The 25,577-nt window shown below is 66.8% G+C and carries 18 protein-coding genes; 4 read left to right on the plus strand and 14 right to left on the minus strand.

Going from position 1 to position 25,577, the window contains the following annotated elements; translation table 11 throughout:
- Positions 1-800: 800 nt before the first annotated feature.
- The 3 genes from argA to HOP58_RS09320 all read right to left on the minus strand — a co-directional run bounded on the left by argA (position 801) and on the right by HOP58_RS09320 (position 4,290).
- Positions 801-2,114, minus strand: coding sequence for an amino-acid N-acetyltransferase (gene argA, locus HOP58_RS09310; protein WP_010630041.1), 1,314 nt, complete (start codon positions 2,112-2,114; stop codon positions 801-803).
- Between the two features lie 163 nt (positions 2,115-2,277).
- Positions 2,278-3,543: an inorganic phosphate transporter gene (locus HOP58_RS09315; protein ID WP_010630042.1), complete on the minus strand. Its 1,266-nt coding sequence runs from the start codon at positions 3,541-3,543 to the stop codon at positions 2,278-2,280.
- A gap of 66 nt (positions 3,544-3,609) precedes the next feature.
- Positions 3,610-4,290, minus strand: a complete 681-nt coding sequence (locus tag HOP58_RS09320) for a TIGR00153 family protein (RefSeq protein WP_010630043.1) — start codon at positions 4,288-4,290, stop codon at positions 3,610-3,612.
- Between the two features lie 146 nt (positions 4,291-4,436).
- Between HOP58_RS09320 and HOP58_RS09325 the strand changes: the two genes are divergently transcribed.
- Both HOP58_RS09325 and HOP58_RS09330 read left to right on the plus strand, forming a co-directional pair.
- Positions 4,437-5,279 (plus strand): CYTH domain-containing protein, encoded by an 843-nt coding sequence (locus HOP58_RS09325; protein ID WP_234260153.1) that lies wholly within the window; start codon positions 4,437-4,439, stop codon positions 5,277-5,279.
- A gap of 36 nt (positions 5,280-5,315) precedes the next feature.
- On the plus strand, positions 5,316-6,185 hold the full coding sequence (locus HOP58_RS09330) for an ion transporter (RefSeq protein ID WP_234260154.1): 870 nt from the start codon (positions 5,316-5,318) through the stop codon (positions 6,183-6,185).
- 19 nt (positions 6,186-6,204) lie between these two features.
- On the opposite strand, the gene HOP58_RS09335 is transcribed toward HOP58_RS09330, so the two are convergent.
- Positions 6,205-6,828, minus strand: a complete 624-nt coding sequence (locus HOP58_RS09335) for an L-threonylcarbamoyladenylate synthase (protein WP_234260155.1) — start codon at positions 6,826-6,828, stop codon at positions 6,205-6,207.
- A gap of 35 nt (positions 6,829-6,863) precedes the next feature.
- The gene (locus HOP58_RS09340) at positions 6,864-7,784 is read right to left on the minus strand and encodes a PHP domain-containing protein (protein ID WP_234260242.1); all 921 of its coding nucleotides are present in this window, start codon (positions 7,782-7,784) and stop codon (positions 6,864-6,866) included.
- A gap of 119 nt (positions 7,785-7,903) precedes the next feature.
- Between HOP58_RS09340 and HOP58_RS09345 the strand changes: the two genes are divergently transcribed.
- Positions 7,904-8,203, plus strand: a complete 300-nt coding sequence (locus tag HOP58_RS09345) for a YciI family protein (RefSeq protein ID WP_010630049.1) — start codon at positions 7,904-7,906, stop codon at positions 8,201-8,203.
- A 189-nt stretch (positions 8,204-8,392) separates the two neighbouring features.
- A complete protein-coding gene (mnmC, locus tag HOP58_RS09350) occupies positions 8,393-10,426 on the plus strand; it encodes a bifunctional tRNA (5-methylaminomethyl-2-thiouridine)(34)-methyltransferase MnmD/FAD-dependent 5-carboxymethylaminomethyl-2-thiouridine(34) oxidoreductase MnmC (protein WP_234260156.1) in 2,034 nt (677 codons plus the stop codon).
- 27 nt (positions 10,427-10,453) lie between these two features.
- Here the strand turns inward: mnmC and HOP58_RS09355 are convergent, their stop codons facing one another.
- The 9 genes from HOP58_RS09355 to HOP58_RS09395 all read right to left on the minus strand — a co-directional run bounded on the left by HOP58_RS09355 (position 10,454) and on the right by HOP58_RS09395 (position 25,574).
- On the minus strand, positions 10,454-13,063 hold the full coding sequence (locus HOP58_RS09355; RefSeq protein WP_234260157.1) for a bifunctional diguanylate cyclase/phosphodiesterase: 2,610 nt from the start codon (positions 13,061-13,063) through the stop codon (positions 10,454-10,456).
- A gap of 266 nt (positions 13,064-13,329) precedes the next feature.
- On the minus strand, positions 13,330-13,599 hold the full coding sequence (locus tag HOP58_RS09360; RefSeq protein ID WP_010630056.1) for a YheU family protein: 270 nt from the start codon (positions 13,597-13,599) through the stop codon (positions 13,330-13,332).
- A complete protein-coding gene (gene ligA, locus HOP58_RS09365) occupies positions 13,596-15,659 on the minus strand; it encodes an NAD-dependent DNA ligase LigA (protein ID WP_234260158.1) in 2,064 nt (687 codons plus the stop codon). The genes HOP58_RS09360 and ligA overlap by 4 nt, the downstream gene beginning before the upstream one ends.
- Positions 15,660-15,762: 103 nt before the next feature.
- Positions 15,763-17,610, minus strand: coding sequence for a cell division protein ZipA (zipA, locus tag HOP58_RS09370; protein WP_234260159.1), 1,848 nt, complete (start codon positions 17,608-17,610; stop codon positions 15,763-15,765).
- 226 nt (positions 17,611-17,836) lie between these two features.
- Complete coding sequence (gene smc / locus HOP58_RS09375) at positions 17,837-21,331, minus strand: chromosome segregation protein SMC (RefSeq protein WP_234260160.1); 3,495 nt, start codon at positions 21,329-21,331, stop codon at positions 17,837-17,839.
- 4 nt (positions 21,332-21,335) lie between these two features.
- Positions 21,336-22,562 (minus strand): c-type cytochrome biogenesis protein CcmI, encoded by a 1,227-nt coding sequence (gene ccmI, locus HOP58_RS09380; RefSeq protein ID WP_191224164.1) that lies wholly within the window; start codon positions 22,560-22,562, stop codon positions 21,336-21,338.
- Positions 22,559-23,032, minus strand: a complete 474-nt coding sequence (locus HOP58_RS09385) for a cytochrome c-type biogenesis protein (RefSeq protein ID WP_234260161.1) — start codon at positions 23,030-23,032, stop codon at positions 22,559-22,561. Before HOP58_RS09385 ends, ccmI begins: the two co-directional genes overlap by 4 nt.
- Entirely contained in the window at positions 23,023-23,553 is a 531-nt protein-coding gene (locus tag HOP58_RS09390) for a DsbE family thiol:disulfide interchange protein (RefSeq protein WP_086509251.1), read from the minus strand. The genes HOP58_RS09385 and HOP58_RS09390 overlap by 10 nt, the downstream gene beginning before the upstream one ends.
- Positions 23,550-25,574: a heme lyase CcmF/NrfE family subunit gene (locus HOP58_RS09395; RefSeq protein ID WP_276574759.1), complete on the minus strand. Its 2,025-nt coding sequence runs from the start codon at positions 25,572-25,574 to the stop codon at positions 23,550-23,552. Before HOP58_RS09395 ends, HOP58_RS09390 begins: the two co-directional genes overlap by 4 nt.
- Positions 25,575-25,577: the final 3 nt, after the last annotated feature.

Here is a 25,577-nt window from a genome sequence, read left to right on the forward strand (position 1 = left end):
CAGAGTTACGCGCCTGACTTCCGCCCCGTTCCAGATCACTGCGAAAAAAAAGAGGCCGGCAGGTGCCGGCCCAAGTACGCAGGGAACTGAAGGGGTTGAAAATATGGGCATCGATCGCCTGGTCGAGCCATGTCCCATACTTTCAGCGGACCCGAGGGTCCCGAAGCCCCGCACCGGCCCTTTGCTACCAGGAGCTACCGGATTGGGCGAGCGGCGAACCGCTCTGCTTCGATCCTTGGCGCCACCGCCGCGAGACATCTCGCCGACGCTGGCCCGAAATTCGATCCCCCGAGGGGGATGAGGCATCCATGCCGGGGCATCCTTGCCCTTCTGGTACCCTTCCATGCCTAATCGGCGGTACCCGTCTCATCGCAACCTAAGTTACACATCGCGGAGCGAACGCCGAACGTCTCGATGCCCGGGTAGCACAGGGCATGGGGGGGTGGTGGTTCCCCGAGCCTCTCGACGATCCGAAGTGATTCGAGCCGTTTGAATCACTTCTTCGTTGCTCATCCTAAGTATTGCCAGTAGCGTGCCAAAAAACTCGATACGTCATATTTTTCAAAAAGTTAAATGATAGAAAAAGTTGGCACGCAGCCACTCGGCAGGAAAAACAGGGAAAAACCGGTCCGGCAGGCCTGCATTTCGTCACCGTTTGGCGACACCAATTCACATGGCGCTACGATAGTCATTTAAAAACATAGGGTTATAGCGTAGCCTTTTTGAGACAAGATTCTCGATGACGTTGCCACAGAGCGACAGCCGCCGCCCGGAGTGCTGAATCCGGGCGGCGGCAGGCCTCACACCAACGGTTTGACGAGGATCTTCGACTTGCGCGCGTGGTTGTAGGTATCGCGCTTGAGTGTCGGCAGCGACTCGATGTCAGAGGGCCTGAAGCCGTGCTCGACGAACCAGTGGGCGGTGTGGGTGGTGAGCACGAACAGCGACGCCAGCCCCAGCCGGCGTGCGCGCCGTTCGATACCCGACAGCAGCAGCGAACCGCGGGCGCCGCCGCGGTACCCGACATGGATAGCCAGGCAAGCCAGCTCGCCCATCTCGGCCTCGGCGAAGCGGTGCAGCGCCGCGCAGCCGATGATCATGCCGTCGCGCTCGATCACCAGATAGTCGTCGATCTCGTGCTCGAGGCGCTCCCGCGAACGCGGTACCAGCATGCCCCGCCGCTCCAGCGGCTCGAGCAGTTCCAGCAGGCCGCCAATGTCGCCAAGCTCCGCCGGACGCAGCTGCTCGTAGCGGTGCCGGGTGATCATGGTGCCCACCCCGTCGCGGGTGAACAGCTCGCCGAGCAGGGCGTCATGGTCGTGCCAGGAGAGCAGATGCGTACGTGCCACGCCGTGTCGGGCCGCGGCACAGGCGGCAGCGATATGGCGCGCCTGCTCGCTGCCGGGCTCGGAATGGTTCAGCAGCGGCTCGGCTTCATCGGGGCTGAGCTGACGTTGCAGGGCGCCGTTCTCGTCGTAGAGCCCGGGCGCCTCGCCCATCAGGATCAGTTTGTCGGCAGCCAGCGCCATGGCCGCATGCTGGGCCACCTCGGCGGCATCCAGATCGAACACCTCTCCGGTGCTGGAGAAGCCCAGCGGCGGCAGCAGCACCAGCGAGCCGCGGTCGAGCAGCCCCTGCACCGCCGAGACCCGCACCCGGCGCACCTCGCCGCTGTGGTCGTAGTCGATGCCTTCGCGCACGCCTAGCGGCTTGGCCATCACCAGATTGCCCGAGACCGCGGTGAGCTCGACCCCGTGCAGCGGCGTGTTGGGCAGGCCCAGCGACAGCCGTGCCTCCAGCCACAGCCGCTGCTCGGCGGCGACCCGTTCGACACAGGCCATGATCGCCTCGTCGGCGACCCAGCGCCCGTCGTGGCGCCGCGGCACGATACCCGCCTCGTTCAGCGCCTGCTCCACCTGGGGGCGAATGCCGAACACCACCACCAGCCGCACCCCCAGGGTGTGCAGCAGCGCCAGGTCCTGGATCAGCTGCTCGCCTCGGCCTCGCGCCATGGCCTCGCCCTCGATCAGGATCACGAAGGTTCGGCCCCGATGCGCATTGATATAGGGGGAGGAATTGCGGAACCAGTCGACGAAGGGGAAACGAGTGTCCAAGGCCGCTCTCCGGCAGCAGGTGGAAAGAAGTGCGTATCGGCTTTGACTATATCAGGCGACGAAAACGGCGGCACCATCAAGGGAAGACTGCACAAATGCCTGCGCTTCCCAAGGTGCCGCCGAGTATGAGCAACTCTGACTTAGTTGCAGGCGCGGCAGTCAATCAGCCGAAGATGCCCTTGAACATGAAGAAGAACATGATCGCCAGGCCCGCCCCCGCTGGCAGGGTGATCAGCCACGACATCACGATGGTGCCGATCACGCGCAGGTTGAGCGCCGCCATGCCGCGGGCCAGACCCACGCCGAGCACCGCCCCGACCAGGGTGTGGGTGGTGGAGATCGGCAGCCCCGTGCCCGAAGCCAGCACCACGGTGGTGGCGGCGGCCAGGGTGGCGGCAAAGCCACGGCTGGGAGTCAGCTCGGTGATGCCGGTGCCCACCGTGGCGATCACCTTGTGGCCGTAGGTGACCAGCCCCGCGACGATGCCGCCGCCGCCAAGCACCAGCACCCACCACGGCACCAGCGCGGCGGTGTCGATCACGCCGTCGCTGCGAACCACGCTGATCACCGCCGCCAGCGGGCCGACGGCGTTGGCCACGTCGTTGGAACCGTGGGCAAAGGCCATGGCACAGGCGGTGAAGATCATCAGCACGCCGAATACGCGCTCGACGCTGCCGTAGCCGAACTGATCGCCGATGCGCCGCTCATGCTTCACGCGGTTCTCCATGACGATGCCGATGCCCATGATGCCGATACCCAGCAGCACCGAGAGCATGAAGCTCTGGCCGAAGGTGAAGTCGAGCCCCACGTGGGTCAGGCCCTTGGTCAGAGTGACCATGGAGACGATGAAGCCGACCAGGAAGATGTAGAACGGCACGGTGCGCTTGGCCGCGGCGAAGGGGTCCTTGGCCTCGAAGATCAGATGCTGCACCGACTTGAACAGCAGGAAGGAGATAGCGCCCGCCAGCAGCGGCGAGACGACCCAGCTCGAGGCGATGGTACCGACCCGGTTCCAGGCCACGGCCTCCATGCCCAGCCCCACCGCACCGAAGCCGACGATGGCACCGACGATGGAGTGGGTGGTGGAGACCGGCCAGCCCTTGGCCGAGGCGATCAGCAGCCACAGAGCGGCGGCCAGCAGCGCCGAGAGCATGCCGTAGACGAGCAACTCCGGATTGGCCTGGAGCAGTTCGGGGTCGACGATGCCGCCGCGAATGGTCGCGGTGACCTCGCCGCCGGCAAGCCAGGCGCCGAGGAATTCGAAGATGACGGCGATGACGATCGCCTGACGGATGGTGATGGCCTTGGAGCCCACCGAGGTACCCATGGCGTTGGCGACGTCGTTGGCGCCGACGCCCCAGGCCATGAAGAAGCCGAAGAGGCAGGCCAGGATGATGAAGATTTCACCGTGCTGCGCAATGATCGACATAGGGGTTTGGTTCCTATGTGGCTGTCGGGTTATGGGCACACCGTGCCGGGGTCGCCGGGCGGTGTCCTACCGGGCAGTGAGAATCTGCAGGCGGCTGCCGACGCGTTCGGCACGGTCGGAGAGTTCCCCGACCCAATCGATGATCTTGTAGAGGAAGACCACGTCCACCGGCTTGAGCCGATCCTCGAGATCGAACAGCAACCGGCGAATGGAGATCTGCTGGTTGTCGGCCTGCTGCTCGAGAATGTGCAGCTCGCGGATCATGTTGAGCATCACGTCGGAAGCATGACGGCCGAAGCCCGATTCGAGCAGATCCTGGAGCTCCTCGAGGGCCTGGCGTGCCTGAGCGACGCAGGCTACGGCGGTGTGCATGTAGTCGCGCATGGGCTGGGCCAGCTCGGTGGGTACCTGCATGCGGCGCCCCAGCATGATGCCGGTGATGTCGCGCACCTTGTTGGCGATCTTGTCCTGTACGGTGATCAGATCGAGCAGATCGGTGCGGGAGACGGGCAGGAACATGGTGTTGGGCAGGTTGAGCCGCAGCTCGGTCTTGAGGCGGTCGGCCTCGTGCTCCAGCTCGGTGATGGTCTCGCGGATCTTGGCGGCCTCTTCCCAATCGCCCGTGAGCGAGGCCTCGAAGAACGGCAGCAACTGGTCGGCACACTCGTTGGCCTTGCCGATATGAGCCAGAAGAGGCTGGAACGGCGAACGGCCGAACATCGCCGAAAACGGGTTGGGTTTGACCATGTCTAGGATGCGCTTGTGAAATGGCGGCGCCAGTATAAAGAATGGCACCCTGTCACGTCATGGAAATATTTCCGTCACACGATATGCCCGTCGCACCCGGGCGCGCCTTGAAACGAAGAGCAGTCACACGACGAGCAGGAAACCGCATGAGTCACGAAATCGAGATGAAGCTGGCACTGGGCGAGACGGGGCCCGAGCGGCTGCTTGCGCATCCGCTGTTGCGCAACGGCGTGGACGGCGCCCAGCGCCTGGCCAACACCTACTACGATACGCCTGAGGGCGAGCTGGAGGCGACGCGGGTGGCACTGCGCCTGCGCCGACGCAACAACAGCTGGGTGCAGACCCTGAAGACCAGCGGCGAAGGCAGCGGCGGGTTCAGCCGGCGCCGGGAGTGGGAGTGGCCGGTAGCGGGCGACGCGCTCGATCTGGTCGGGCTGGCCGGGCTGCCGCCCTTCGCCGAGCTGGGCGGCGATATCCTGGAGCGGCTAGAGCCGCGCTTCACCACCGACTTCGAGCGTCGCCTGTGGCGCCTGGAGCTGGCCGAGGCCAGCATCGAGGTGGCGCTGGACCAAGGCGAAATTCGCGCCGCCGGACGGCGGGTGCCGATCCGCGAGCTGGAGCTGGAACTCAAGGACGGCGACCCTCAGGCGCTGTGGCAGCTGGCGCAGGCCCTGGCCGAGAGCGTGCCACTGCGCCCCGCCGATGCCAGCAAGGCGGTACGCGGCAGTGCGCTGCTGTCGGGCCGCTGGACGCTGCCGGCCGGTACGGCTCCCGGCGAGCGGCTGCATCGCGCCCTGCTTTCATTGGACGCCTACGACGACACCGGCGAGGATGAGTGGAAGCACACGGCCAGAGAGGCGCTCCAGGCGCTGGCCGACACCGGCGAGAGCGAAGCCGGGCAGCTGGCCACCCTGCTGGAGCGCCCCGACTGGCTCGAGCGGGGCTTCGGCCGCCTGGCACTGCGGCTGGCACACCGGCTGGCGGCCTAAGGAAGAGAAAAGGGAGCGTGAACAGGGAGAGCGCGCATGAGCGAAGCGTTTCGGCCGGCCGGCGAGGGCGTGCGAACACGCCTGTTTCAGATCATCTTCGAATCGGATACGCCGCTGGCCAAGGGTTTCGATATCGTCCTGATCGCGATGATCCTGACCAGTGTGCTGGTGGTGATGCTGGACAGCGTCGAGCGCTTCGGGGCGGTATATGGCGGGCTCTTCTACTGGCTGGAGTGGGGCTTCACCCTCGTCTTCACCATCGAGCTGCTGGTGCGCATCTACATCCTCGACAAGCCGATGCGCTACCTGCGCAGCTTCTACGGCATCATCGACGTGGTGGCCATCCTGCCGACCTGGCTGATGCTGCTGATTCCCGGCACTCAGACCCTGGTGATCGTGCGCCTGCTACGCGTGCTGCGCATCTTCCGCGTGCTGCGTCTGATGCAGTTCGTCGGCGAGGGGCGCCTGCTGGTGGAGGCGCTGAAGAACAGCGTGCACCAGATCTTCCTGTTTCTGTTCACCGTCTTGCTGCTGGTTACCCTGTTCGCCGCGCTGGTCTACATGATCGAGCCCGACGAGGCCGGCTTCAGCAGCATTCCCATGTCGATCTACTGGGCCATCGTCACCCTGACCACGGTAGGCTACGGCGACATCGTGCCGGTAACGCCGCTCGGCCAGGCGATCTCCACCCTGGTGATGCTGATCGGCTACTCGATCATCGCCGTACCCACCGGGGTGTTCTCCGCCGAGGTGATCCGCTCGATCCGCGCCGACCGCTACTCCGACCAGGCCTGCCCCGGCTGCGGTCACGACCGCCACGAGAAACGCGCGCGCTACTGCCTCAAGTGCGGCACCTGGCTGGACGAGGAGACACCCGACCCCAACAACCGGGCGTCTGAAACATGATGGCTCGCGTTGCCGAGGCTCAACCGCCGAACGGCGCCAGGTCGCCGCGCCCCTCACGCAAAATGGTGGGCGGCAGCTCGCGCAGATCGATCACGCTGGTGGCCTCGAGATGGCAGGCGCCGCCGTCGATGATCAGGTCGAGCTGGTTCATGTAGCGATCGCGGATCTCCTCCGGGTCGGTCATCGGCAGCTCCTCGCCCACCGGGATCAGCGTCACGCTCATCAGCGGCTCGCCCAGAGCTTCGAGCAACGCATGGGTGATGCGGTGGTCGGGCACGCGCACGCCAATGGAGCGCCGCTTGGGGTGGAGCAACAAACGCGGTACCTCGGAGGTGGCGTTGAGGATGAAGGTGTAGGCCCCCGGGGTATTGGCCTTGAGCAGGCGGAACACGCTGTTGTCGACCTTGGCGTAGGTGCCGATGTCGGAGAGGTCGGAGCACACCAGGGTGAAGTTGTGCTTGTCATCCAGCGAGCGCAGCCGCTTGATCCTCTCGATCGCTTTCTTGTCGCCCAGGTGGCAGCCCAGGGCGTAACCGGAGTCGGTGGGATAGGCGATGACCCCACCCTGGCGAACGATCTGCACCGCCTGGTCGATCAGGCGCTTCTGCGGGTTCTCGGGGTGGATCTGGAAGAACTGGCTCATGGTCGATTCCCTGCTGTATTCGATTCTTGCTGCCACTATAGCGCGCCGGCGGCCGGCGCGTCGCAGTCGGCGATGAAGCCGGCCAGCCGCGGATGCGTCCATACCGGCGGCACCGCGGTGCGCGGCACAGGGCTCATGCTGCCCGGCGCCAGATGCCCGCCGGGAAAATGGAAGTCGCTGCCCAGCGAGGCGTAGAGCTCCCGCTCGGCCAACTGACGCGCCAGGTCGCGGGTGACGTCGGCATTCTGGAAGCCGCTGATCAGCTCTGCCGCCTGCCCGCCCGCCGCAGCAAAGTCATCCAGCAACTGGCCGCGCTTGCGCCGGGTCAGCCCGTAGCGCAGCGGATGCGCCAGCACAGCCACGCCACCCGCGGCCACCACCCAGCCCACCACCTCGTCCAGCGCCGGCCAGTGCGCCTTGACGTCACCCGCCTTGCCGCTGCCCAGATGCTTGCGAAAGGCCGTGGCCACGTCGGGCACCAGGCCTGCCGCTACCAGCGCACGGGCGAAGTCGGGTCGCCCCAGGGGCCGGTGGGGGCCGGCCTGCTCGCGGGCGCGGGTCAGGGCGTTGTCGAGCCCCAGCTTCTCCATGCGCTGCGCAATGACCGCCGCGCGGGCCTCACGGGCCTCGACCTGGGCGTCGAGCCCTTCGGCCAGCGCGCCGTGGGCGCCCTGGGGCAGCAGCGCCACCACGTGAATGCCGATTCCCTGCCAGCGGGTGGAGAGTTCGGATGCCGGCAGCAGACACACGCCAAGGCGCTTGGCCGCCGCAGCGGCCTCGCTCACCCCGGCCACGGTGTCGTGATCGGTCAGCGCCATCAGCGTCACGCCGCGCTCGGCGCACAGGGCGACCACATCGGCGGGAGCCAGGGCGCCGTCAGAGGCGGTGGAGTGCATGTGCAGATCGACCCCGAGCGGGCCGGGGTCGCCGGCAAAATGCTCGGGCAGGGGGGGCATTGGCATGACGCAGGCAGGCAACTTTGTCAAAATGATGGCCCATGGTGCGCGTCCGACGACAGTCGGTCAACGCACGGTTGGAGTCCGCGGTGATACCGCTCGACCGAGGAAACGCTGCGATGCTGTACGCAATCATCAGTGAAGACGTGAAGAACAGCCTGGAGCGCCGACTGGCTGCCCGCCCCGACCACCTGGCCCGGCTGGAAAAGCTGCGCGATGAGGGCCGCCTGGTGCTGGTCGGCCCGCACCCCGCCGTAGACGCCGAAGACCCAGGCGAAGCCGGTTTCACCGGCAGCCTGGTGGTGGCCGAGTTCGACAGCCTGGAGACCGCTCAGGCCTGGGCCGACGCCGACCCCTACATGATTGCCGGGGTCTACGCCAAGGTGACCGTCAAGCCATTCAAGAAGGTGCTCCCCTAACCCGCCCCTCGACCTGCCGGTTATCCACAGAGACTTTGCTCACAGCTTCTGTGGATAACGCTGTTGAAACGCCGCGGATGGCTTTCCGAATACGCCATGCCACGCCGCCGCGGCGACAACGGTCAATTTTTGAGCAGCCCTGTTCGTGTAGAGTTCCTGCTTTCGTTCTGACCCGCACTGGAGAAGTCCGTGTCCCTGCCCCATGCCTCGCTGCCGCCGCTGGCCGCGCTCGAGCCTGCCAGTCTCGACTGGCAGCACGACGAGAACGGCGAGAGCACCCCGCTCTCGACCTGCTTCGACGACGTCTACTTCTCGCGCCACGACGGCCGGGCGGAGACCGAGCATGTCTTCATTCAGGGTAACGACCTGCCGCGGCGCCTGGCCGCCTGGCAGGAGGGGCGCCCCTTCACCATCGGCGAGACCGGCTTCGGCACCGGGCTCAACATGCTCTGCGCCTGGGCCTGCTTCGACGCCCACGCCCCGGCCGGGGCCCGCCTGCACCTGATTTCCACCGAGCGCTTCCCGCTGCTTCGCGACGACCTGGCGCGGGCGCTTGCGGTCTGGCCGGACCTGGCGGAACGCGCCGAGCGGCTGGTACGCCAGTGGCCCGAAGCGGTGGCCGGCGTGCATCGGCTGTGGCTCGACGAGCGGGTGACGCTGGATCTGCACTTCGGCGATGCCAGCGAACGCCTGGCCCTGCTCGAAGGCAAGGTGGATGCCTGGTTCCTGGACGGCTTCGCGCCGGCCAAGAACCCGGAGATGTGGCGTCCGGAGCTGTTCGCCGCCATGGCCGCCCGCTCACGCCCGGGGGCGAGTTTCGCCACCTTCACCTGCGCCGGAGTGGTCAAGCGCGGGCTGGCCGCTGCCGGGTTTGCCTGGCGCAAGGTGCCGGGATTCGGCCGCAAGCGCGAGATGCTCAGCGGCGAGATCGCTTCGCCGCCCGCCGATGAGCGCCGCGCCCACACGCCCTGGTTCAGCCCGCCGCCGGCGCTTCCGCCGCGCCACGTGGCGGTGATCGGCGCCGGCATTGCCGGCGCCAGCACCGCCGCCGCCCTGGCCCGGCGTGGCATCGAGGTCACCCTGATCGACCGCTTCGACCGCGCCGAGCTGGGCACCACGCACCTGCAAGGGGCGCTCTACGTCAAGCTCGCCGTGGAGACCAACCTGCAGAGCCGCACCTATCTGGCCGGCCTGTTGCACAGCCGCCGCTGGCTGGCCGAGCTCGACCCCAAGCAGGCTCTGTGGCGGCCTAGCGGCGTGCTGCAGCTGGCCCTGGACGACAAGGAGCGCGCGCGCCAGACGCGCTTTCTGGCCAACCACCCGCTGCCGCCAAGCGTGGTGCGCGGGCTCGACGCCGAAGAGGCCAGCGCCGTCGCCGGCATCCGCCTCGAGGCAGCGGCGCTGGACTACCCCAACGCCGCCTGGGTCAAGCCACTGGAGCTGTGCATAAGGCTGGCCGCCACGCCCGGCATCAGCTTCCGGCGCGGTGAAGTGACAGCGCTGCATAGCGGCGAGAGCGACGAGAGCGACGAGAGCGGCTGGACCCTGACCCTGGCCAATGGCGAGCGTATCGACGCCGACCAGGTGGTGATCGCCACCGCCAGCGAAGCGGCCCGCTTCGAACAGAGCCGCGCCCTGCCGCTGCAACCGGTGCGCGGCCAGGTCAGTCAACTGGCGTTGCCCGAAGGCGCTCCTGCGTTGGGCCGGGTGGTATGCGCCGGCGGCTACGTACCGCCTGCAGAGGATGGGGTGCTCAACTTCGGTGCCACTTTCGGCCCCGGCGACACCGACATGAGCGAGCGCGAGGCCGACCACGCCGCCAACCTGGCGGAGCTGGAGCGGGGGCTGCCGCACTTCGTGGCGGCGCTGCGCGAGGCCGGCGCCGAGCTTTCGCCCGAGCGGCTCACCGGCCGCGTGGGGGTACGCGCGGCCAGCCCCGACAAGTCGCCCTACTGCGGCCCGCTGCCCGACGTCGAAGCCTGGCGCGAGGATTACGCCGTGCTGGCCAAGGACGCCACCCGGGTGCCCGACGTGCCCGGCCGCCACCACCCAGGGCTGTGGATCAGCGCCGCCCACGGTTCCCGCGGCATGGCCAGCGCCCCGCTGTGCGCCGAGCTGCTCGCCTCGCGCATGTGCGACGAGCCGCTGCCGCTGGAGTGGCCGCTGGTGGATCACCTGCACCCGGGGCGACGAATCATTCGCGATCTGGTTCAGGGCAAGTAGCCGCTGTCAGCCGGGCCAGGCACAAGCCTACTCGATGGCAAGGACCTGCCGACGGCTGACGAAGTATGGCCCCGGCCGCCCCAGGTGGTAGCCCTGGCCGAAGTCGATACCCAGCGCCTCGACGGCGGCCAGCACCTCTTCGTCCTCGATGAACTCGGCGATAGTGCTCACGCCGAGGCTCTGGGCCAGAGTCACGATGCTCTTGACGAAGGCCATGTACTTCTCGTCGCTGAGCATGTTGCGGATGAATTCGCCCTCGATCTTGATCACGTCGATGGGGAACTGCTTGAGGTAGCGGAACGAGGAGTAGCCCGAGCCGAAGTCGTCGATGGCGAAATTGAAGCCCTCCAGCTTGAGGTCGAGCACGAACTTCTCCAGCAGCTTGAGGTTGCTCACTGTCTCGCGCTCGGTGAGTTCGAAGACGATGCGCTCCGGCAGGATGTCGTAGTCGATGGCCAACTGGTGAATACGACCGATGAACTCGCCGATGATCAGCGACTTGGGCGAAAGGTTGATGAACAGCATGCCCTCGTAGCCCTGCTCGCGAACCTGGGCGAAGGCCTTCTCGATCAGCTGATAGTCCATCTTGTGAATCACGCCGATGCTCTCGGCGATGTCGATGAACTCGCCGGCCGGCACCAGGCGGTCGTCGAGCTGAATGCGCATCAGCAGCTCGTGGATGTTCACCTCGCCGGTACGCACGTCGGCGATGGGCTGGAAGTAGGGCACGATGCGCTGCTCCTCCAGCGCGCTGAGCACCATCTGGTTCTTCTCGCCGACCTCCTTGAATACCGCCGCCACCTCCTCCTGCTCCGGCAGGGCCACGCAGTTCTTACCCTTGCGCTTGGCCTTGTACATCATGTTGTCGGCCATCAGGAAGAGGTCGTGAGGGTTGCCGGCGTGGTGGGGGTAGCAGGCGATGCCGATCGAGGTGGTGGCCCGCACCGTGCTGCCGTCGGGGGCGGTGAGCACCTGCCGGGTGAGGTTCTCGGCGATGCGCAGCGCCACCGAGTAAGCCTGCTCTTCCTCGGTCTCTGGCAGGATCACGGTGAACTCGTCGCCGCCGTAGCGGGCCAGGAAGTCACCGGGGCGTATCGATTGGGCGAGGGTGTCGGCCACGGCGTGGAGGAACTGGTCGCCAAAGGCGTGGCCGTGGCTGTCGTTGACCGTCTTGAAGTTGTCCAGGTCGAGCATCAGCAGGCTGAAGTGATCCTGGTGACGTGTCGCCCGGCCCACCTCGTAGGTCAGCATGTCCTTGAAGATGCGCTGGTTGTGCAGGTTGGTCAGCGGATCGCGGGTGGCGTAGAACTCCAGATCCTGGGTGTACTTGTAGATCGCCTTGACCGAGCCCACCAGGTTGAGCAGCGTCGACAGGATGCCGTCGATGACGATGTGGCGGATCGGGTCCTGGGCCAGATCCGACTGCACGCCGATGCCGACGATACCGCCGATCTTGGGCGCCTCGAGCAGCAGCGACTTGGTCTGCAGGCGGATGTCCTCCGGCGTGAGATCCGCCAGTGCCTCGTTTTCTCCCAGGTTCATCACTGTGTGGTGGGAAACCTTGAGGATGATGCAGGCAGGCTGCCCCTCGTGCTTGCCCTCGAGCAGTTGGGTCAGCAGCGCTTCGAAGGTCGCCCGGGTCTCCGGCGCCACCTCGCGGTACCAGAACACCTCCAGCTCGTAGCCTTCGTCCTCCACCTGGAAGATGGTCACCAGGGTGTGGGCCTGGATGATGGTGTTGATGTCCGCCAGCAGCTCCTTGATGAACTCGCGCCAGTCGCGCACCACTTCGGAGGTGATGATGAACTTGCTCAGCAGGCGAATCTCGAACTCCAGGATGTCCTTGTCTACCGCCACGTTGCGCAGCCGATCCACCAGCGCATTCACCTGCTGCATGGCCTCGTTGAGCTCCTGGAAGCCCACGTCACGCTCGCTGAGGTTGAGGTTGCGGAAGTCGGCCACGGAGTTGACCGCCGCCAGGCGCCTGCGAAACTGTCTTAGGGTGGCTTCGATACGCTCGGCGAACAGCTTCGAGATGCCCAGGGCCAGCATCAGGACCATCAGTGCGGCGACGATGAACATGGCCAGGTAGTTGAAGCGCATCTCGCGGCTGATCGGCGCCAGATCGTGCTGAATGTCGATCACGCCGAGCACGTCGCCGGCTGCCGCGTACTGCTCGCAGGCCAGGCACTCGGCGCGGGCCACCAACGGCATGATGCGTCGCACGGTGCCGTTCTCGCGCCACACCCGCTCGCCCCCGGCGGCCAGCGCCGAGCGGATGACGATGTCCATCTCCGGCTGGTCGATGTCGTCGTGGCGCTCCGCGACCCCGTCGCCCCAGTAGAACGTGAAGCGGTAACCGGAGGCTTCGTGAGCCAGCCGGGCCTCCTCGATGAAGGTTTCCATCTGCTCCCGGTTCCAACCCTGGCGCATCACCTGCTGCATGGCGCTATAGCTCTGCCGCGCCAGGGTTTCCGAGGTCTGCTCGGCCTGGCGTGCCAGGATGTTCTCGTAGAGCAGCGAGGAGGCCAGGGTGACTCCGATGAAGACCGTCAGCGAAGCGGAGACAATCGCCACCAGCACGAACCCTTGCAGGGTCTTGAGGCAGGCGAACAGGGCACGGGCGCGAGTCAGCATCTCGATCTCTATGAACAGGACAGACGGTGCCGAGCCTCGACCCTGAGTCGCCGGCGGATACGAACGAATAAAGGTGTATTGTCTGCTTAATTGGGCATTAACACATGGGACAGTTTGACGCACGTCAAGCTTCCCCTGATTGTCCTGACCCAGCGATGGTCGAATCTGCTCTACCGCCCGCCGGGAACGGTGCCAGCAAAAGGCCCGCCAATTTTGGCGGGCCAGTTTCGGGCGAGCGGCGTCGCTGCAGGAGCGCTTGGCTTGGGCTAGCCCTCTTCCTCGTCGTCGGCCAGATCGCGGCCGAAGGCGCGCCACTGAGCCAGCGTCATCACCTCGGTGGTCTCGGTCTGCAGGTCGTGGGCAATGAGCAGCTCGCCGCGCTCCAGCTGGCGCTTGAGCTCGGCGACCCAGCCACGCATGCCCTCGCCGGTGTCGGTGGTGTCGTAGCCCTGACGGGTGACGAAGGCCTCCAGCAGGGCATCGAGGGTCTCCCCGGGCAACATGCGGTAGGGCACCTCGATGAAGCGGCCGCTCATGACGGCTCTCCTTCACTGCCCGGCGCTTCCTCACCGCGCTCCCAGGCCGCCAACCGTTCGAGGAAGGCGGCTTCGTCGAGCACCTCGACGCCCAGCTCCTGCGCCTTGGCCAGCTTGCTGCCGGCGGCCTCGCCGGCCACCACGCCGGCGGTCTTCTTGGATACGCTGCCGGCCACCTTGGCCCCCAGCGCCTGCAGGCGCTCCTTGCCTTCGTCGCGGGTCATGCTCTCCAGGCTACCGGTGAGTACCCAGGTCTGCCCCGCCAGCGGCTGGGGCCGCTCGCCGATGGTTTCCTCGGCCCAGCTCACGCCCAGCTCGCGCAGGGCCTCGATGGTCTCGCGGTTGTATTCCTGACGGAAGAAGGTGTGCACGTGAGCCGCCACCACCGGACCGACGTCCTCCACCGCTTCGAGATCGGCCTGCTCGGCCTCCATGAGCGCATCCAGGGTGCCGAAGTGGCGCGCCAGATTGGCCGCCGTGGCCTCGCCCACCTCGCGGATGCCCAGGGCGAAGATGAAGCGCGGCAGGGTGGTGCTCTTGGCCTTCTCCAGCGCCGCCACCAGCTTCTCGGAGGATTTCTGCGCCATGCGCGGCAGGCTGGCCAGGCGCTCGGCCTCGAGGCGGAACAGGTCGGCAGGCGTCTTGACCCAGTCGCGCTCGACCAGCGCCTCGATCAGCTTTTCGCCCAGGCCGTCGATATCCATGGCCCGGCGCGAGGCGAAGTGCTTGAGCGCCTCCTTGCGCTGGGCGGCGCAGTAGAGCCCACCGGAGCAGCGCGCCACCACCTCGCCCTCCAGCCGCTCGACCTCGGAGTCGCACACCGGGCAGCGCTCGGGGAAGACGATCTCACGGGCATCGTCGGGGCGCAGCTCGTGCAGAACCCTAACCACCTGGGGGATGACGTCGCCAGCCCGGCGAATCACCACGCTGTCGCCGATCTTCACGCCAAGGCGGGCAATCTCGTCGGCATTGTGCAGACTGGCGTTGGACACGATGACGCCGGCCACCGTCACCGGCTCCAGTCGCGCCACCGGAGTGATCGCCCCGGTACGGCCGACCTGAAATTCGACGTCGTTGAGCCGGGTGGTCTCCTCCTGGGCGGGGAACTTGAACGCCGTGGCCCAGCGCGGCGCCCGGGCGACGAAGCCCAGCTCGCGCTGGAGACGTAGGTCATCGACCTTGATCACCGCCCCGTCGATGTCGTAACCGAGGCGGTCGCGCCGCTCGCCCAGCCGGCGGCAGTAGTCGACGACTCCCTGGCTGCCGCTGACCACTTCCAGCAGGCTGCTGGTGCGAAAACCGAACGCCTTGAGGTGCGCCATCAGCTCGCTGTGGCTGGCATCGCCCTGTGTCGGTTCGATACGCGCCACCTGGTAGGCGCTGAACTCCAATGGTCGCTTGGCGGTGAGTTCGGGATCGAGCTGACGCAGGCTGCCTGCCGCGGCGTTGCGCGGGTTGGCGAATACCTTGCCGTCCTCTTCCCGGGCGCGCTCGTTGAGCCGCTCGAAGCCCGCATGGCTCATGATCACCTCGCCGCGCACCTCGAGCAGCTCGGGAGCGTCGCCGCGCAGCTTGAGCGGGATCGAGCGCAGCGTGCGCAGGTTGGAGGTGATGCCCTCGCCGGTGCGCCCGTCGCCCCGGGTCGCGCCGCTGATCAGCACGCCGCGCTCGTAGACCAGCGACACGGCGGCGCCGTCGAGCTTGGGCTCGCAGCAGAAGCGGATCGTCTCGGGGTCGGTTTCCAGTCGCTCGGACACTCGCTTGACGAAGGCTTCGAGCTCCTCTTCGTTCAAGGCGTTGTCCAGCGACAGCATGGGCACGGCGTGCTCGACCTCGGGGAAGCCGGCGTCCGGCGGCGCCCCCACCCGTTGGGTCGGCGAGTCCGGCGTCACCAGCTCGGGGTGCGCCTGCTCCAGCTCCTGCAGGCGGCGCAGTTTGCGGTCGTACTCGGCGTCGGTGAGGTGCGGCTCATCGAGCACGTAGTAGCGATAGTTGGCGTCATCGAGCTCGGCGCGCAGCTTGGCGACTTCGCCGAGGATCTTCTGGTCGGGCTGGCTCATGCGTCTCTTGGGTCTCGAAAGGTGGCTCGCCGCCCCTGAACACGACAACCCCGTGATCGCTCACGGGGTTGTCGGCGGGTGCGGCATGGCACGCGAACTGGCGTCAGTTCACCTGATAGCGATTGAGTCGATTGCGGCGCTCGAACTCCTGCACGCGCTGGCGGGCGAACTCCACGGTCTGCGCGGTCATCACGCTGTGGTTCTCGTCCTTCAGCTCGCCGCCCAGGTTGCGCACGATGACCATGGCGGTCTCGACCATCGCTTCGAAGGCTGCGGCGGTATCCAGCGCACCGGGCAGCGGCATCAGCAGCGTGATGCCCGGGGTGCGGAATTCGTCCATCGCCTCGATGGGGAAGGTGCCCGGCTTGAGCACGTTGACCATCGAGAACTGCAGCTCGCTGTCGGGGTCCTCGGTCTCGAAGCGGTGGAAGATGCCCATGTCGCTGCTGTAGCGCAGGCCGCAAGCCAGCATCAGGTTGAGCAGCGCCTCGCCGGAGAAGCCCTCTTCGTCCCGCGACAGCACGCTGATGACGATGATCTCGTCGGCGTGGCTCAAGGTCTCGCGAGCGCGCTCGGCGTTGACGTTGTGACGCAGCGCCCGGGCCAGGGTCGGGTGGGCGCGTACCACGTCGTCATCGTCGTTGATGGCGTCGCTCGACAGGCTGGGTTCGGCCCGCTCGGCGTAATCGGCTGGCTCGGCATACGGCTCGGCATACCGCTCGACATGGTCAGGCGGCGCGGCATAGGTCGCCTCAACATGCCGCTCGCCACGCGCACGCGGCGGTGCGAACAGCGGATCGTCGTCGTCGGCAAGCTCGATGGCTTCGGCTTCCAGGCGGCGCAGCTCGGCCTCCCGGGCGGCCTGGGCCTCGGCGGCCTCGCGCCGTTGCTGAGCCTCGCGAGCGGCCTTCTCGGCACGCTCCTGCTCGCGGCGCGCCCGCTCTTCGCGCTTCTGTTCGCGGCGCTTGGCAAGCCGCTGCTGCATGGAAACGCCGAAGCGGTGCATCGATTCGCCCACGCGGCGTGAGCCGCTCTTGATCGAGTTGCCCATGCCTTCGAGATCGACCAGCCGGTAGCGCTCGTCCTCATCATGATGAAGGTCGTGATCGTCAGGATCGGCGGCAAGCGGTTCGGATTCGGCGCTGACCGAAGCCGACTCGAGAATGGGCTCGTCGTCATCCAGGGCGGAAAGCGTCGGCTCCCGGCGCTCCTCGCTTTCCTCCACGGTCGGCCTTTCCACCTCGGTGGGCTTGGCAGCGACGGTTTCGGAAGCCTGGGGTTGGGAAGCTTGGGCTTGAGAAGCCTGGGATTCGGCATCGACCGGTTCGGACACAGGCGCTTTCGCCGCGGACGCAGCAGCGGGTGCCTCTTCGGCCCGGCTCGACGTGGGGGCGACCGATGGCTCCTGCTGAACCTGCACCCGCTCGGCCTGACCCAGGTCGAGCTCGGGCTCGGCCCGCTTTATGCTCACCTCGGGCTGGGCGCTCACCTCGGGCTGAGGCGCGCGCTCGGATACCGTCTGAGCATCGGATGACCGAGTGTCGGTAGCCGTCGTGTCGGACGCCTGAATGGCAGAAGCCACCGGACGCAGGGCGTCGGTGGCACTGGCAGCGGGGCGGGCCAGGTTCGGCGTGCCGGCCTTGGCATCGCCGGGGGCCTCTCTGAAGCCGGACAGCACCCGAGATGGTCCAGGGTGCTCCTGGCGCTCCAGCTTGGGCTTCGACTTGACCTCCGAATAACTCGCAGGCCTGACGACCCGAGCACCGCCGTTGGGCAGTTCCCAGTTGTCATCGTCATCGGCTTCTGCCTGGCTGTCGACGTGGTTGTTGTTACCCCCTGCCTGGTCCAGGCGGGGCACTCGGCGCTGACGCTTAAGGCGACGCACGCCATCGATTACGATGAGCGTCACCAGGGCCAGCCCCAGAATGATCAGCCATTCTCTAAGTTCCATGGGTCGTCTTGCCTATCACTAGGGCGCCATGCCGGATGGATGTTCGTCAACAGCATAGCGCGATTGCCGAAAAAAAGGCCACTTTTTTTGTTTGTCAAGCCCTGGCATTATCGCTCGGGAGTCAAATCGTCCCCGCGCCTTTCCCTGTGAATTCGCCATTCTATTATGCGATATGACCATGTCGTGTCTTCTGATATCGCGTTTATCGCTCGCTTTCAAGTAATTTTCAAGCCTCGGCCAAGGCCGCAGCCTCTTCCACCCCAACGGCCACCAGGCGTGAGACGCCGGGTTCCTGCATGGTCACACCCATCAATCTTTCGGCCGCTTCCATGGCAATCTTGTTGTGGGTGATATAAATGAACTGTACCGACTCGGACATGTCTTTCACCAGTTTGGCATAGCGTCCAACATTGGCGTCATCGAGTGGAGCATCGACTTCGTCGAGCATACAGAAGGGTGCCGGATTGAGTTGGAAGATGGCAAAGACTAGCGATAAAGCAGTCAGCGCCTTTTCCCCACCCGAGAGAAGATGAATGGTGCTGTTCTTCTTGCCCGGTGGTCGTGCCATGATCGCCACCCCGGTATCGAGTAAATCCTCGCCGGTCAGCGTCAACCATGCGGTTCCACCACCGAAGACTCGCGGAAAAAGCGACTGTAGCCCCTGATTGACTCGCTCGAAGGTGTCGCGAAAACGTGTTCGGGTCTCCTGGTCGATGCGTCGAATCGCCCGCTCCAGGGTCTCCAATGCCTCGTTGAGCTCGGCCTGCTGCGCTTCCAGATAGTTGCGCCGTTCGGCCTGCTGGTCGTACTCCTCGATGGCCGCCAGGTTGATGGCGCCGAGGCGGCGGATGCGCTCGCCGACCTCTTCCAGGCGGGTCTGCCAGGCCGATTCGGTAGCGTTGGGGTCGAGCCCCTCTTCGAGGGCGGCGCTCTGGTGGCCCAGCTCGGCGAGCTGCTCGTCCTGGGTCTCGGCCTTGAGCGCCAGGGCCTGGACCTGCATGCGCGCCTCCTGCAGGCGCTCGCGGATGCCCTCCAGGTTGCGCTCGTGGCCCTGTCGCGCCAGCTCGCCTTCGCGCAGGCGCTCCACCAGCTCGGCGGCCTGTGCCTTGGCTTCGTTGAGCGCGCGTTCGTCGCCCTCGCGGCGGTGCAGCAGTTCGTCGAGCTTCTCGCGCTGCTCCTCGTCGGGCTCGCGCAGCTGTTCGAGGCTCTCGCTGAGCTCCTCGCAGCGCGCCTGCAACCGCTCACGGGCATCGCCGCTGCGCCCCTGCTGCTCGTTGAGGCCGGCGCGCTCGGTCGAGAGCCGCTGATGCTCCAGCGCCAACTGCTGGGCACGCTCCTGCAAGGGCCGCTGCCGGGCACGCAGGGCCGCCAGCCGCTCGCGAGCCTCGCTGCGTGCCCGCTCCAGGCGCTCGCGCTGCTCGGCGCCCTCTTCCAGCCGGGCCATGGCCTGCTGCCAGCGCTCACGGGCCTCCTCAATGCTCAGCCGTGTCTCTTCCCGGGTCTCGTCGAGGCTCGCCAGCTCTTCGGCCAGCTCCCCGGCGCGACCCTGTAGATGCTCCAGCCGACTGGCGAGACCGCTGTCCTGCACCGCCAGCTGCTGCTGCTCGCCGGCCAGACGGCGCTCCTCCTGGCGAATGGCGTCGAGATCGCGCTCGGCCTGCTCGGCGCGCTCGCGCTCGGCCTCGATGGCCTGGTCGCGTGCGGCGAGACGGGTCTCGAGTTCGTCGAGCTCGGCCGCGGCCTCCTCGAAGCGGCGCCGGCTGACCAGCAGCGCATCGGGTCCGGCACCCTGCCCGCGGTGGCGCACCCAGTCGCGCCCCAGCCATAGCCCTTGGGGGGTGATCAGGCTTTCGCCCGGGCCGAGGCCTTCACGCTCGGCCCAGGCCTGGGCGTCGCTCTCGACGCAGCGGATCGGGGCCAGCCAGGCCGCGGCGGCGCCGGCGCCGCGTACCCGGGCGGCGAGGCTGTCTGAGGTGAATTCGAGCGCCACCTGGGGCGCCAGGGCACCCAACTCGGCGGGCGGTTCGGCACTCGCGGCGCGAAACGCTTCCGGCGCGGCCAGGCGCGCCTTGAGCCAGGGCGCCAGTACCCAGGAGACGCTGGCCTCCCAGCCGGGGTCGACGTCGAGCGACTCGCCCAGGCGCGGCAGCTCGCCCAGCTCGTGGTCGGCCAGATGAGCGGTGAGGGTCTCGTCGGGATCGGTGAGGGCGGCCTGGATCAGGGCGTCGAGGGAGGCCAGCTCGCCCTGCAGCGCGCTGCGCCTGGCGCGTTCGGCCTCGCGCTCGCGCTCCAGGGTTGCCGTCGCTTCGCGAGCGGCGTCGCGGCCGGCCTGGAGCTGCTCACGGCGGGCTTCGACCTCCTCCTGAGCCAGGTCGAACTCCGCCAGTCGCTCCTTCAGCTCGTCGCGCCGGGCCGTCAGCTCGGCCAGGTCGGGCAGCTCCTGCTGCTGCTGACGACGGCGCTGGACGTCGGCCTCGAGCCGCGCCAGACGGCTCTCCAGCTCGCGCAGGCGGTCCTGACTGCGTTCGGCGTCGCGGCTGGCCTCGCGCCAGCTCTCGCTGAAGGTCTCGAAGGCCTGCTCGGCCTCCTCGGCTGCGGGTTCGGCTTCCTCCAGCATCGCCTCAAGCTCGGCGAGCTGCTCGGCCACCTCTTCCTGCTCCGGCACCAGGGTTTCCAGGCGCTCGTCGAGACGCATCAGGCGCTCGCGGTCGTGCTCGCCCAGGCGGTCGAGCTCGGTCAGCTCCTGACGAGCGCTCTCCAGATCGCGGGCCAGCTGCCCTTCGCGACTGCGCGCGTGCTCCAGGTTCTGTTCCAGCCGGGCGATGGCGCCGCTGGTCTCGAAGAAGCGCGCCTGGCGCGCCTCGAGGGTCTCGGCCAGGGCGTCGTGGCCGGCCCGCGCCTCCTCCAGGCGGGTCTCGCACTGGCGCAGGCCGAGAATTTCGCGCTCCACGGCGGTTTCCAGCTCGCCTACGCGGCGCTCCTCCTCGGCCTGACGGGCGCGCAGGGCACGCCCGCGCAGCAGCGCCAGCTCGCCCTTGAGGCGGAACTCCTCTTCCTTCAGGGATTGATAGCGACGCGCCGCCTCGGCCTGACGCCGGAGGCGTTCGAGCTGCTTGTCGAGCTCGTCGCGAATGTCCTCGAGACGCTCGAGATTCTCGCGGGTGCGGCGCATGCGGTTCTCGGTCTCACGGCGGCGCTCCTTGTACTTGGAGATGCCGGCGGCCTCTTCGAGGGTGGCGCGCAGCTCCTCGGGACGTGCCTCGATCAGCCGCGAGATCATGCCCTGGCCGATGATGGCGTAGGAGCGCGGGCCGAGGCCGGTGCCGAGGAACAGGTCGGCGATGTCGCGGCGGCGGCACTTCTGGCCGTTGAAGAAGTAGCTGGACTGGCCGTCGCGGGTGACCAGGCGCTTCACCGCGATCTCGGCGTACTGAGCGTAGAGGCCGCCCATGGTGCCGTCGCTGTTGTCGAAGCGCAGCTCGATGGCGGCCTGCCCCACCGGCTTGCGCGCGGTGGAGCCGTTGAAGATGACGTCGGTCATCGATTCGCCGCGCAGGGTCTTGGCCGAGGATTCGCCCATGACCCAGCGCACGGCGTCGATGATGTTCGACTTGCCGCAGCCGTTGGGGCCGACGATGGCCGTCATGTTGCCATCGAAGGGCACCGTGACCGGGTCGACGAAGGATTTGAAACCGCTCAGGCGGATCGAGGTGAGTCGCATCCCGCTATTCTATGACACGGTCGATCACGACCTCCACGGGATCTCCTTCAACGTCACCAACTCTCACCCCTTCCAGATCGCCGTACATGTCGCCGGTTTCCGGCGTGGCACCGCCGCTCTTGCTCACGCGCACCAGCAGGCGCACTTCGCTGACCTGAGACAGCGAGGCATCGGGCGACATGGCATGACGGTCGTCGATGATCAGCGTGGCCGGCAGCTCGCCGAGGGTTACCCGGGCCACGGCCAGCGGCGGCAGCTCACCCTCCATGTCGCGGGCGATGATGAACACGCGGGTATCGTCGTCGAGCAGCCCCTGCAGGCGCTCCTCCAGACTGACGCTGACGTGGATGCCGGGGCCCTGGGCCACGGCCTCCTGTTCATCCGGTGCTACCCCCATGCGCTGCTGGGCGATCTGGATGCCCTCGCGCAGGGCCTGGGCGGAGCTGGAGTCGGACATGCCGGCAATGGCCCGGCGCCAATGGTCCACGGCCTGCTCGTAGTCGCCGCGGTCGAAGGCGTGCACGCCCAGCATGCCGAAGATGGTCGGCTCGCTGGGGTTGAGCTCCTGGGTCTCGTCGATCAGCGCCTGCACCTCGTCGGTGAGGGTGCGATCGGCCATGAAGAACTTGAGCTGCGCCTTCTGCGCCAGCAGTGAGGCGGCACGCCCCTCGATGGCGATGAGGTTGTCCAGTGCGTGCAGTGCCGCCTCGCCCTGCCCCGAATCGCGATAGATCGGATAGAGCGTGGCCCACACGTTGGGATTGCTCGGCTGGCTCTCGGCCTGCTGCTCGAGCCGAGCCAGCAGCGTGGGCAGCGAGTCGCTCTCCTGGAAGGCGTTGAACAGGGCGAGATCGCCCTCGGCGCCATGCTGCTGGTACCACAGCACGCTGCCGACCACCACGGCCACCGCCACCAGCGGCACCATGAGACGACCGGCGGCCGGTGCATGCAGCGGCCGGCGCACCAGCCCCTCGGTATCCTCGAGCAGGCTGCGGTCGAGGTCGAGACGGTCCTCTTCGAAACGCGCCTGGTCGATGTCGCCGCGATCGAGCGCGGCTTCCAGCGAGGCCAGGCGACGATGATAGATCGCCACGTTCTGCTCGGCGGACTTGTCGTTGGCTTCGAAGTCGCGCTGGGCGTCATGCACCAGACGCGCCCGACGCAGCGGCGCCACCAGCAGCCACAGGGCGGGCAGCAGCAGGAGGGCAAAGGCTAACCATAGCTGAATCATTCTGTTCCCCCGCGATTGATCAGAGCCTCGAGGCGGGCGCGCTCCTCGGCGCTCAGCTCACGGGCAGAGGCGTTACGCCGTGCACGCACCACCAGCGCCACCAGGACGCCACCGGCAAGCACCAACCCGGCCGGCAGGCCCCAGAGCAGGAAGGTGCGCCCTTCCAGACGGGGGTTGTAGAGCACATAGTTGCCGAAGCGCTCGACCATGAAATCACGAATCTCCATGTCGGCACGGCCGTCCATCAGCATCATGTAAACGTGATTGCGCATGTCGCGGGAAACCGGCGCATCGGAGTCGTTGATGGCCTGATTCTCGCAGGTGGGGCAGCGCAGCGAGGCGGTCAGGCTGCGGTAGCGCTGCTCCATCACCGGATCGTCGAATTCACGCACCTCGATGGCGCCAGCCTGAAGGGTGCCCGCCATCAGCAGCGTCAGGATGCCAATGAGAGCCAATCGAATCACTGCCATTTCTGCACCTCCGGCAGGATGTGTTCACGAACGTCACTGGCCGAGATATAGCCGGTGTGGTGATAGCGGATGATGCCGTCACGGTCGACCAGGAAGGTTTCGGGGGCACCGAATACCCCTAGTTCGAAGCCCAACTCGTTGTCCGGGTCGAAGATGTTGGTCTCGAAGGGATTGCCGAAATCCTCGAGGAACCCCAGCCCCTTCTCGCGGGTATCCTTCCAGTTGACCCCGACCATGCGGATGCCGCGGTCGGCCAGGTCGAGCAGCTGCGGCATCTCGCGCTTGCACTCCGGACACCACTCGCCCCACACGTTGACCAGGGTCAGCTCGCCGGTCTGCAGCAGGGAGCGGTCGACGCGGCGCTCCGGGTCCTCGAGGGTAGGCAGGTTGAACTCGGGGAAATCCCGCGCCATCAGCGCCGATTCCCGATGGAACGGGTTCAGCGACAGTCCCTGGTACAGGAACAGCGACAGCACCAGGAAACCGATCAACGGCAGCAGCAGGATCAGACGACGGGTCATGCGGTCGCCTCCTGGCGGTCGCCTTCCGGCTTCGCGCCCGAGGTGGCGGCGGCCTCTTCCGGGTCCGGCGCGGTGGCCAGGCGCCGGTAGCGCTTGTCGGCCACGGCCAGCACGCCGCCGGCGGCCATCAGCAGGCCGCCCAGCCACAGCCAGCGCACGAAGGGCTTGTACTGCACGCGCATGGCCCAGGTGTTGTCGCCGAGGTCTTCGCCCATGGCCACGTAGAGGTCGCGGAAGAAGCCGGGGCGCAGGGCAACCTGGGTCATGGGCATGCCGCGGGCGATGTAGAGCCGCTTCTCCGGGTTCATGTTGAAGCTGCGGCTGCTGCCGTCGCGCTGCACCTCGATCACCGCGCGATCGGCCAGGAAGTTGGGCCCGCGACGGCTGGTCAGCTCGGTCATGGTGAAGGTGTAGCCGGCCACGCTGACGTAGTCGCCGACACCCATGCGCACGTTGCGCTCGATGTTGTAGTTCGACACGATCGCCACGCCGACGATGGTCACCGCCACGCCCAGGTGGCCCAGCTGCATGCCCCAGTAGGCCAGCGACAGCTTCTTGAGTCCCGCGCCCACCGAGCTGGCATGGCGGGTCTTGTCGTAGAGGTCGCGCAGCATCGGCAGCACGATCCACAGGGCGGCGATCAGGCCGATGGCCACCGGCGCGCTCCAGCGCTCGGCGAAGATCAGCGGCAGCGCCATGCCCAGTACCACGGCCACGGCAGCGGAGAGCCACAGGCGCTGAATCAGCAGCTTGCTGGTGGTGTCCTTCCAGCGCGAAATCGGCCCCATGCCCATGAACACGCACATCAGCAGCGTCAGCGGCACGAACAGGGCGTTGAAGTACGGAGGGCCGACGCTGATCTTGCCCAGGTCGAGGGCGTCGAGCAGCAGCGGGTAGACCGTACCCAGCAGCACCGTGACGGTCATGATCACCAGCATGATGTTGTTGATCAGCAGCATGGCGTCACGCGACAGCCAGCCGAAGCCCACCCGGTGGCTCACACGCGGCGCGCGCAGGGCGAAGATCAGCAGCGACAAGCCCACGGTGATACCCAGCAGCATCAGGATGAAGAAGCCGCGCGAGGGGTCGTTGGCGAAGGCGTGCACCGAAGTCAGTACCCCGGAGCGAACCAGGAAGGTACCCAGCAGCGACAGCGAGAAGGTAGTGATGGCCAGCAGCAGGGTCCAGCTCTTGAAAGAGCCGCGCTTCTCGGTCACCGCCAGCGAGTGCATCAGCGCGGTGCCGGTCAGCCAGGGCAGCAGCGAGGCGTTCTCGACCGGGTCCCAGAACCACCAGCCGCCCCAGCCCAGTTCGTAGTAGGCCCACCAGCTGCCCAGGGCGATACCCACGGTGAGGAAAGCCCAGGCCAGATTGGTCCAGGGCCGCGCCCAGCGTGCCCAGGCAGCGTCCAGGCGACCGCCGATCAATGCCGCGATGGCAAAGGCGAAGACCACCGAGAAACCGACGTAGCCCATGTAGAGCGCCGGCGGGTGCATGATCAGGCCGATGTCCTGCAGCAGCGGATTGAGGTCGGCACCATCCTGCGGCATCTGCGGCAGCAGACGCTCGAAGGGGTTGGAGGTAACCAGGATGAACAGCAGGAAGCCGACGCAGACCATGCCCAGCACGCTGATGACCCGCGCCACCATGTCCCGCGGCAGCTCGTGGGAGTAGCGCACGGCGAAGTAGCCCCAGCCGGCCAGCATCAGGCTCCACAGCAGCACGGAGCCTTCATGGTTGCCCCATACGGCGCTGAACTTGTAGTACCAGGGCAGCATGGAGTTGGAGTTGTTGGCCACGTTGAGGACGCTGAAGTCGTCCAGCATGTAGCTGGTGGTCAGCGCCGCGTAGGCAATGGCCACAAACAGGAACTGGCCGGCCGCCATGGGGCGGGCATAAGCCATCCACAGCGGCTTGCGAAAGGTGGCACCGGCCAGCGGCACCACCGACTGCACCACCGCGAACAGCAGGGCAATCACCAGGGCGAAATGGCCGATTTCAGGGATCATCTGGATCTGCATGGA

It is taken from the genome of Halomonas sp. MCCC 1A11062 (assembly GCF_021404355.1).
Lineage (GTDB): Bacteria > Pseudomonadota > Gammaproteobacteria > Pseudomonadales > Halomonadaceae > Halomonas > Halomonas aerodenitrificans.

Excerpts from the sequence above, each read along its gene's own strand:
- HOP58_RS09315 (WP_010630042.1), bottom strand. The coding sequence starts at position 3,543 with ATGTCGATCATTGCGCAGCACGGTGAAATCTTCATCATCCTGGCCTGC.
- HOP58_RS09320 (WP_010630043.1), bottom strand. The coding sequence starts at position 4,290 with ATGGTCAAACCCAACCCGTTTTCGGCGATGTTCGGCCGTTCGCCGTTC.
- HOP58_RS09325 (WP_234260153.1), top strand. The coding sequence starts at position 4,437 with ATGAGTCACGAAATCGAGATGAAGCTGGCACTGGGCGAGACGGGGCCC.
- HOP58_RS09330 (WP_234260154.1), top strand. The coding sequence starts at position 5,316 with ATGAGCGAAGCGTTTCGGCCGGCCGGCGAGGGCGTGCGAACACGCCTG.
- HOP58_RS09335 (WP_234260155.1), bottom strand. The coding sequence starts at position 6,828 with ATGAGCCAGTTCTTCCAGATCCACCCCGAGAACCCGCAGAAGCGCCTG.
- HOP58_RS09340 (WP_234260242.1), bottom strand. The coding sequence starts at position 7,784 with ATGCCCCCCCTGCCCGAGCATTTTGCCGGCGACCCCGGCCCGCTCGGG.
- HOP58_RS09345 (WP_010630049.1), top strand. The coding sequence starts at position 7,904 with ATGCTGTACGCAATCATCAGTGAAGACGTGAAGAACAGCCTGGAGCGC.
- HOP58_RS09355 (WP_234260157.1), bottom strand. The coding sequence starts at position 13,063 with ATGCTGACTCGCGCCCGTGCCCTGTTCGCCTGCCTCAAGACCCTGCAA.
- HOP58_RS09360 (WP_010630056.1), bottom strand. The coding sequence starts at position 13,599 with ATGAGCGGCCGCTTCATCGAGGTGCCCTACCGCATGTTGCCCGGGGAG.
- ligA (WP_234260158.1), bottom strand. The coding sequence starts at position 15,659 with ATGAGCCAGCCCGACCAGAAGATCCTCGGCGAAGTCGCCAAGCTGCGC.
- zipA (WP_234260159.1), bottom strand. The coding sequence starts at position 17,610 with ATGGAACTTAGAGAATGGCTGATCATTCTGGGGCTGGCCCTGGTGACG.
- smc (WP_234260160.1), bottom strand. The coding sequence starts at position 21,331 with ATGCGACTCACCTCGATCCGCCTGAGCGGTTTCAAATCCTTCGTCGAC.
- ccmI (WP_191224164.1), bottom strand. The coding sequence starts at position 22,562 with ATGATTCAGCTATGGTTAGCCTTTGCCCTCCTGCTGCTGCCCGCCCTG.
- HOP58_RS09385 (WP_234260161.1), bottom strand. The coding sequence starts at position 23,032 with ATGGCAGTGATTCGATTGGCTCTCATTGGCATCCTGACGCTGCTGATG.
- HOP58_RS09390 (WP_086509251.1), bottom strand. The coding sequence starts at position 23,553 with ATGACCCGTCGTCTGATCCTGCTGCTGCCGTTGATCGGTTTCCTGGTG.
- HOP58_RS09395 (WP_276574759.1), bottom strand. The coding sequence starts at position 25,574 with ATGCAGATCCAGATGATCCCTGAAATCGGCCATTTCGCCCTGGTGATT.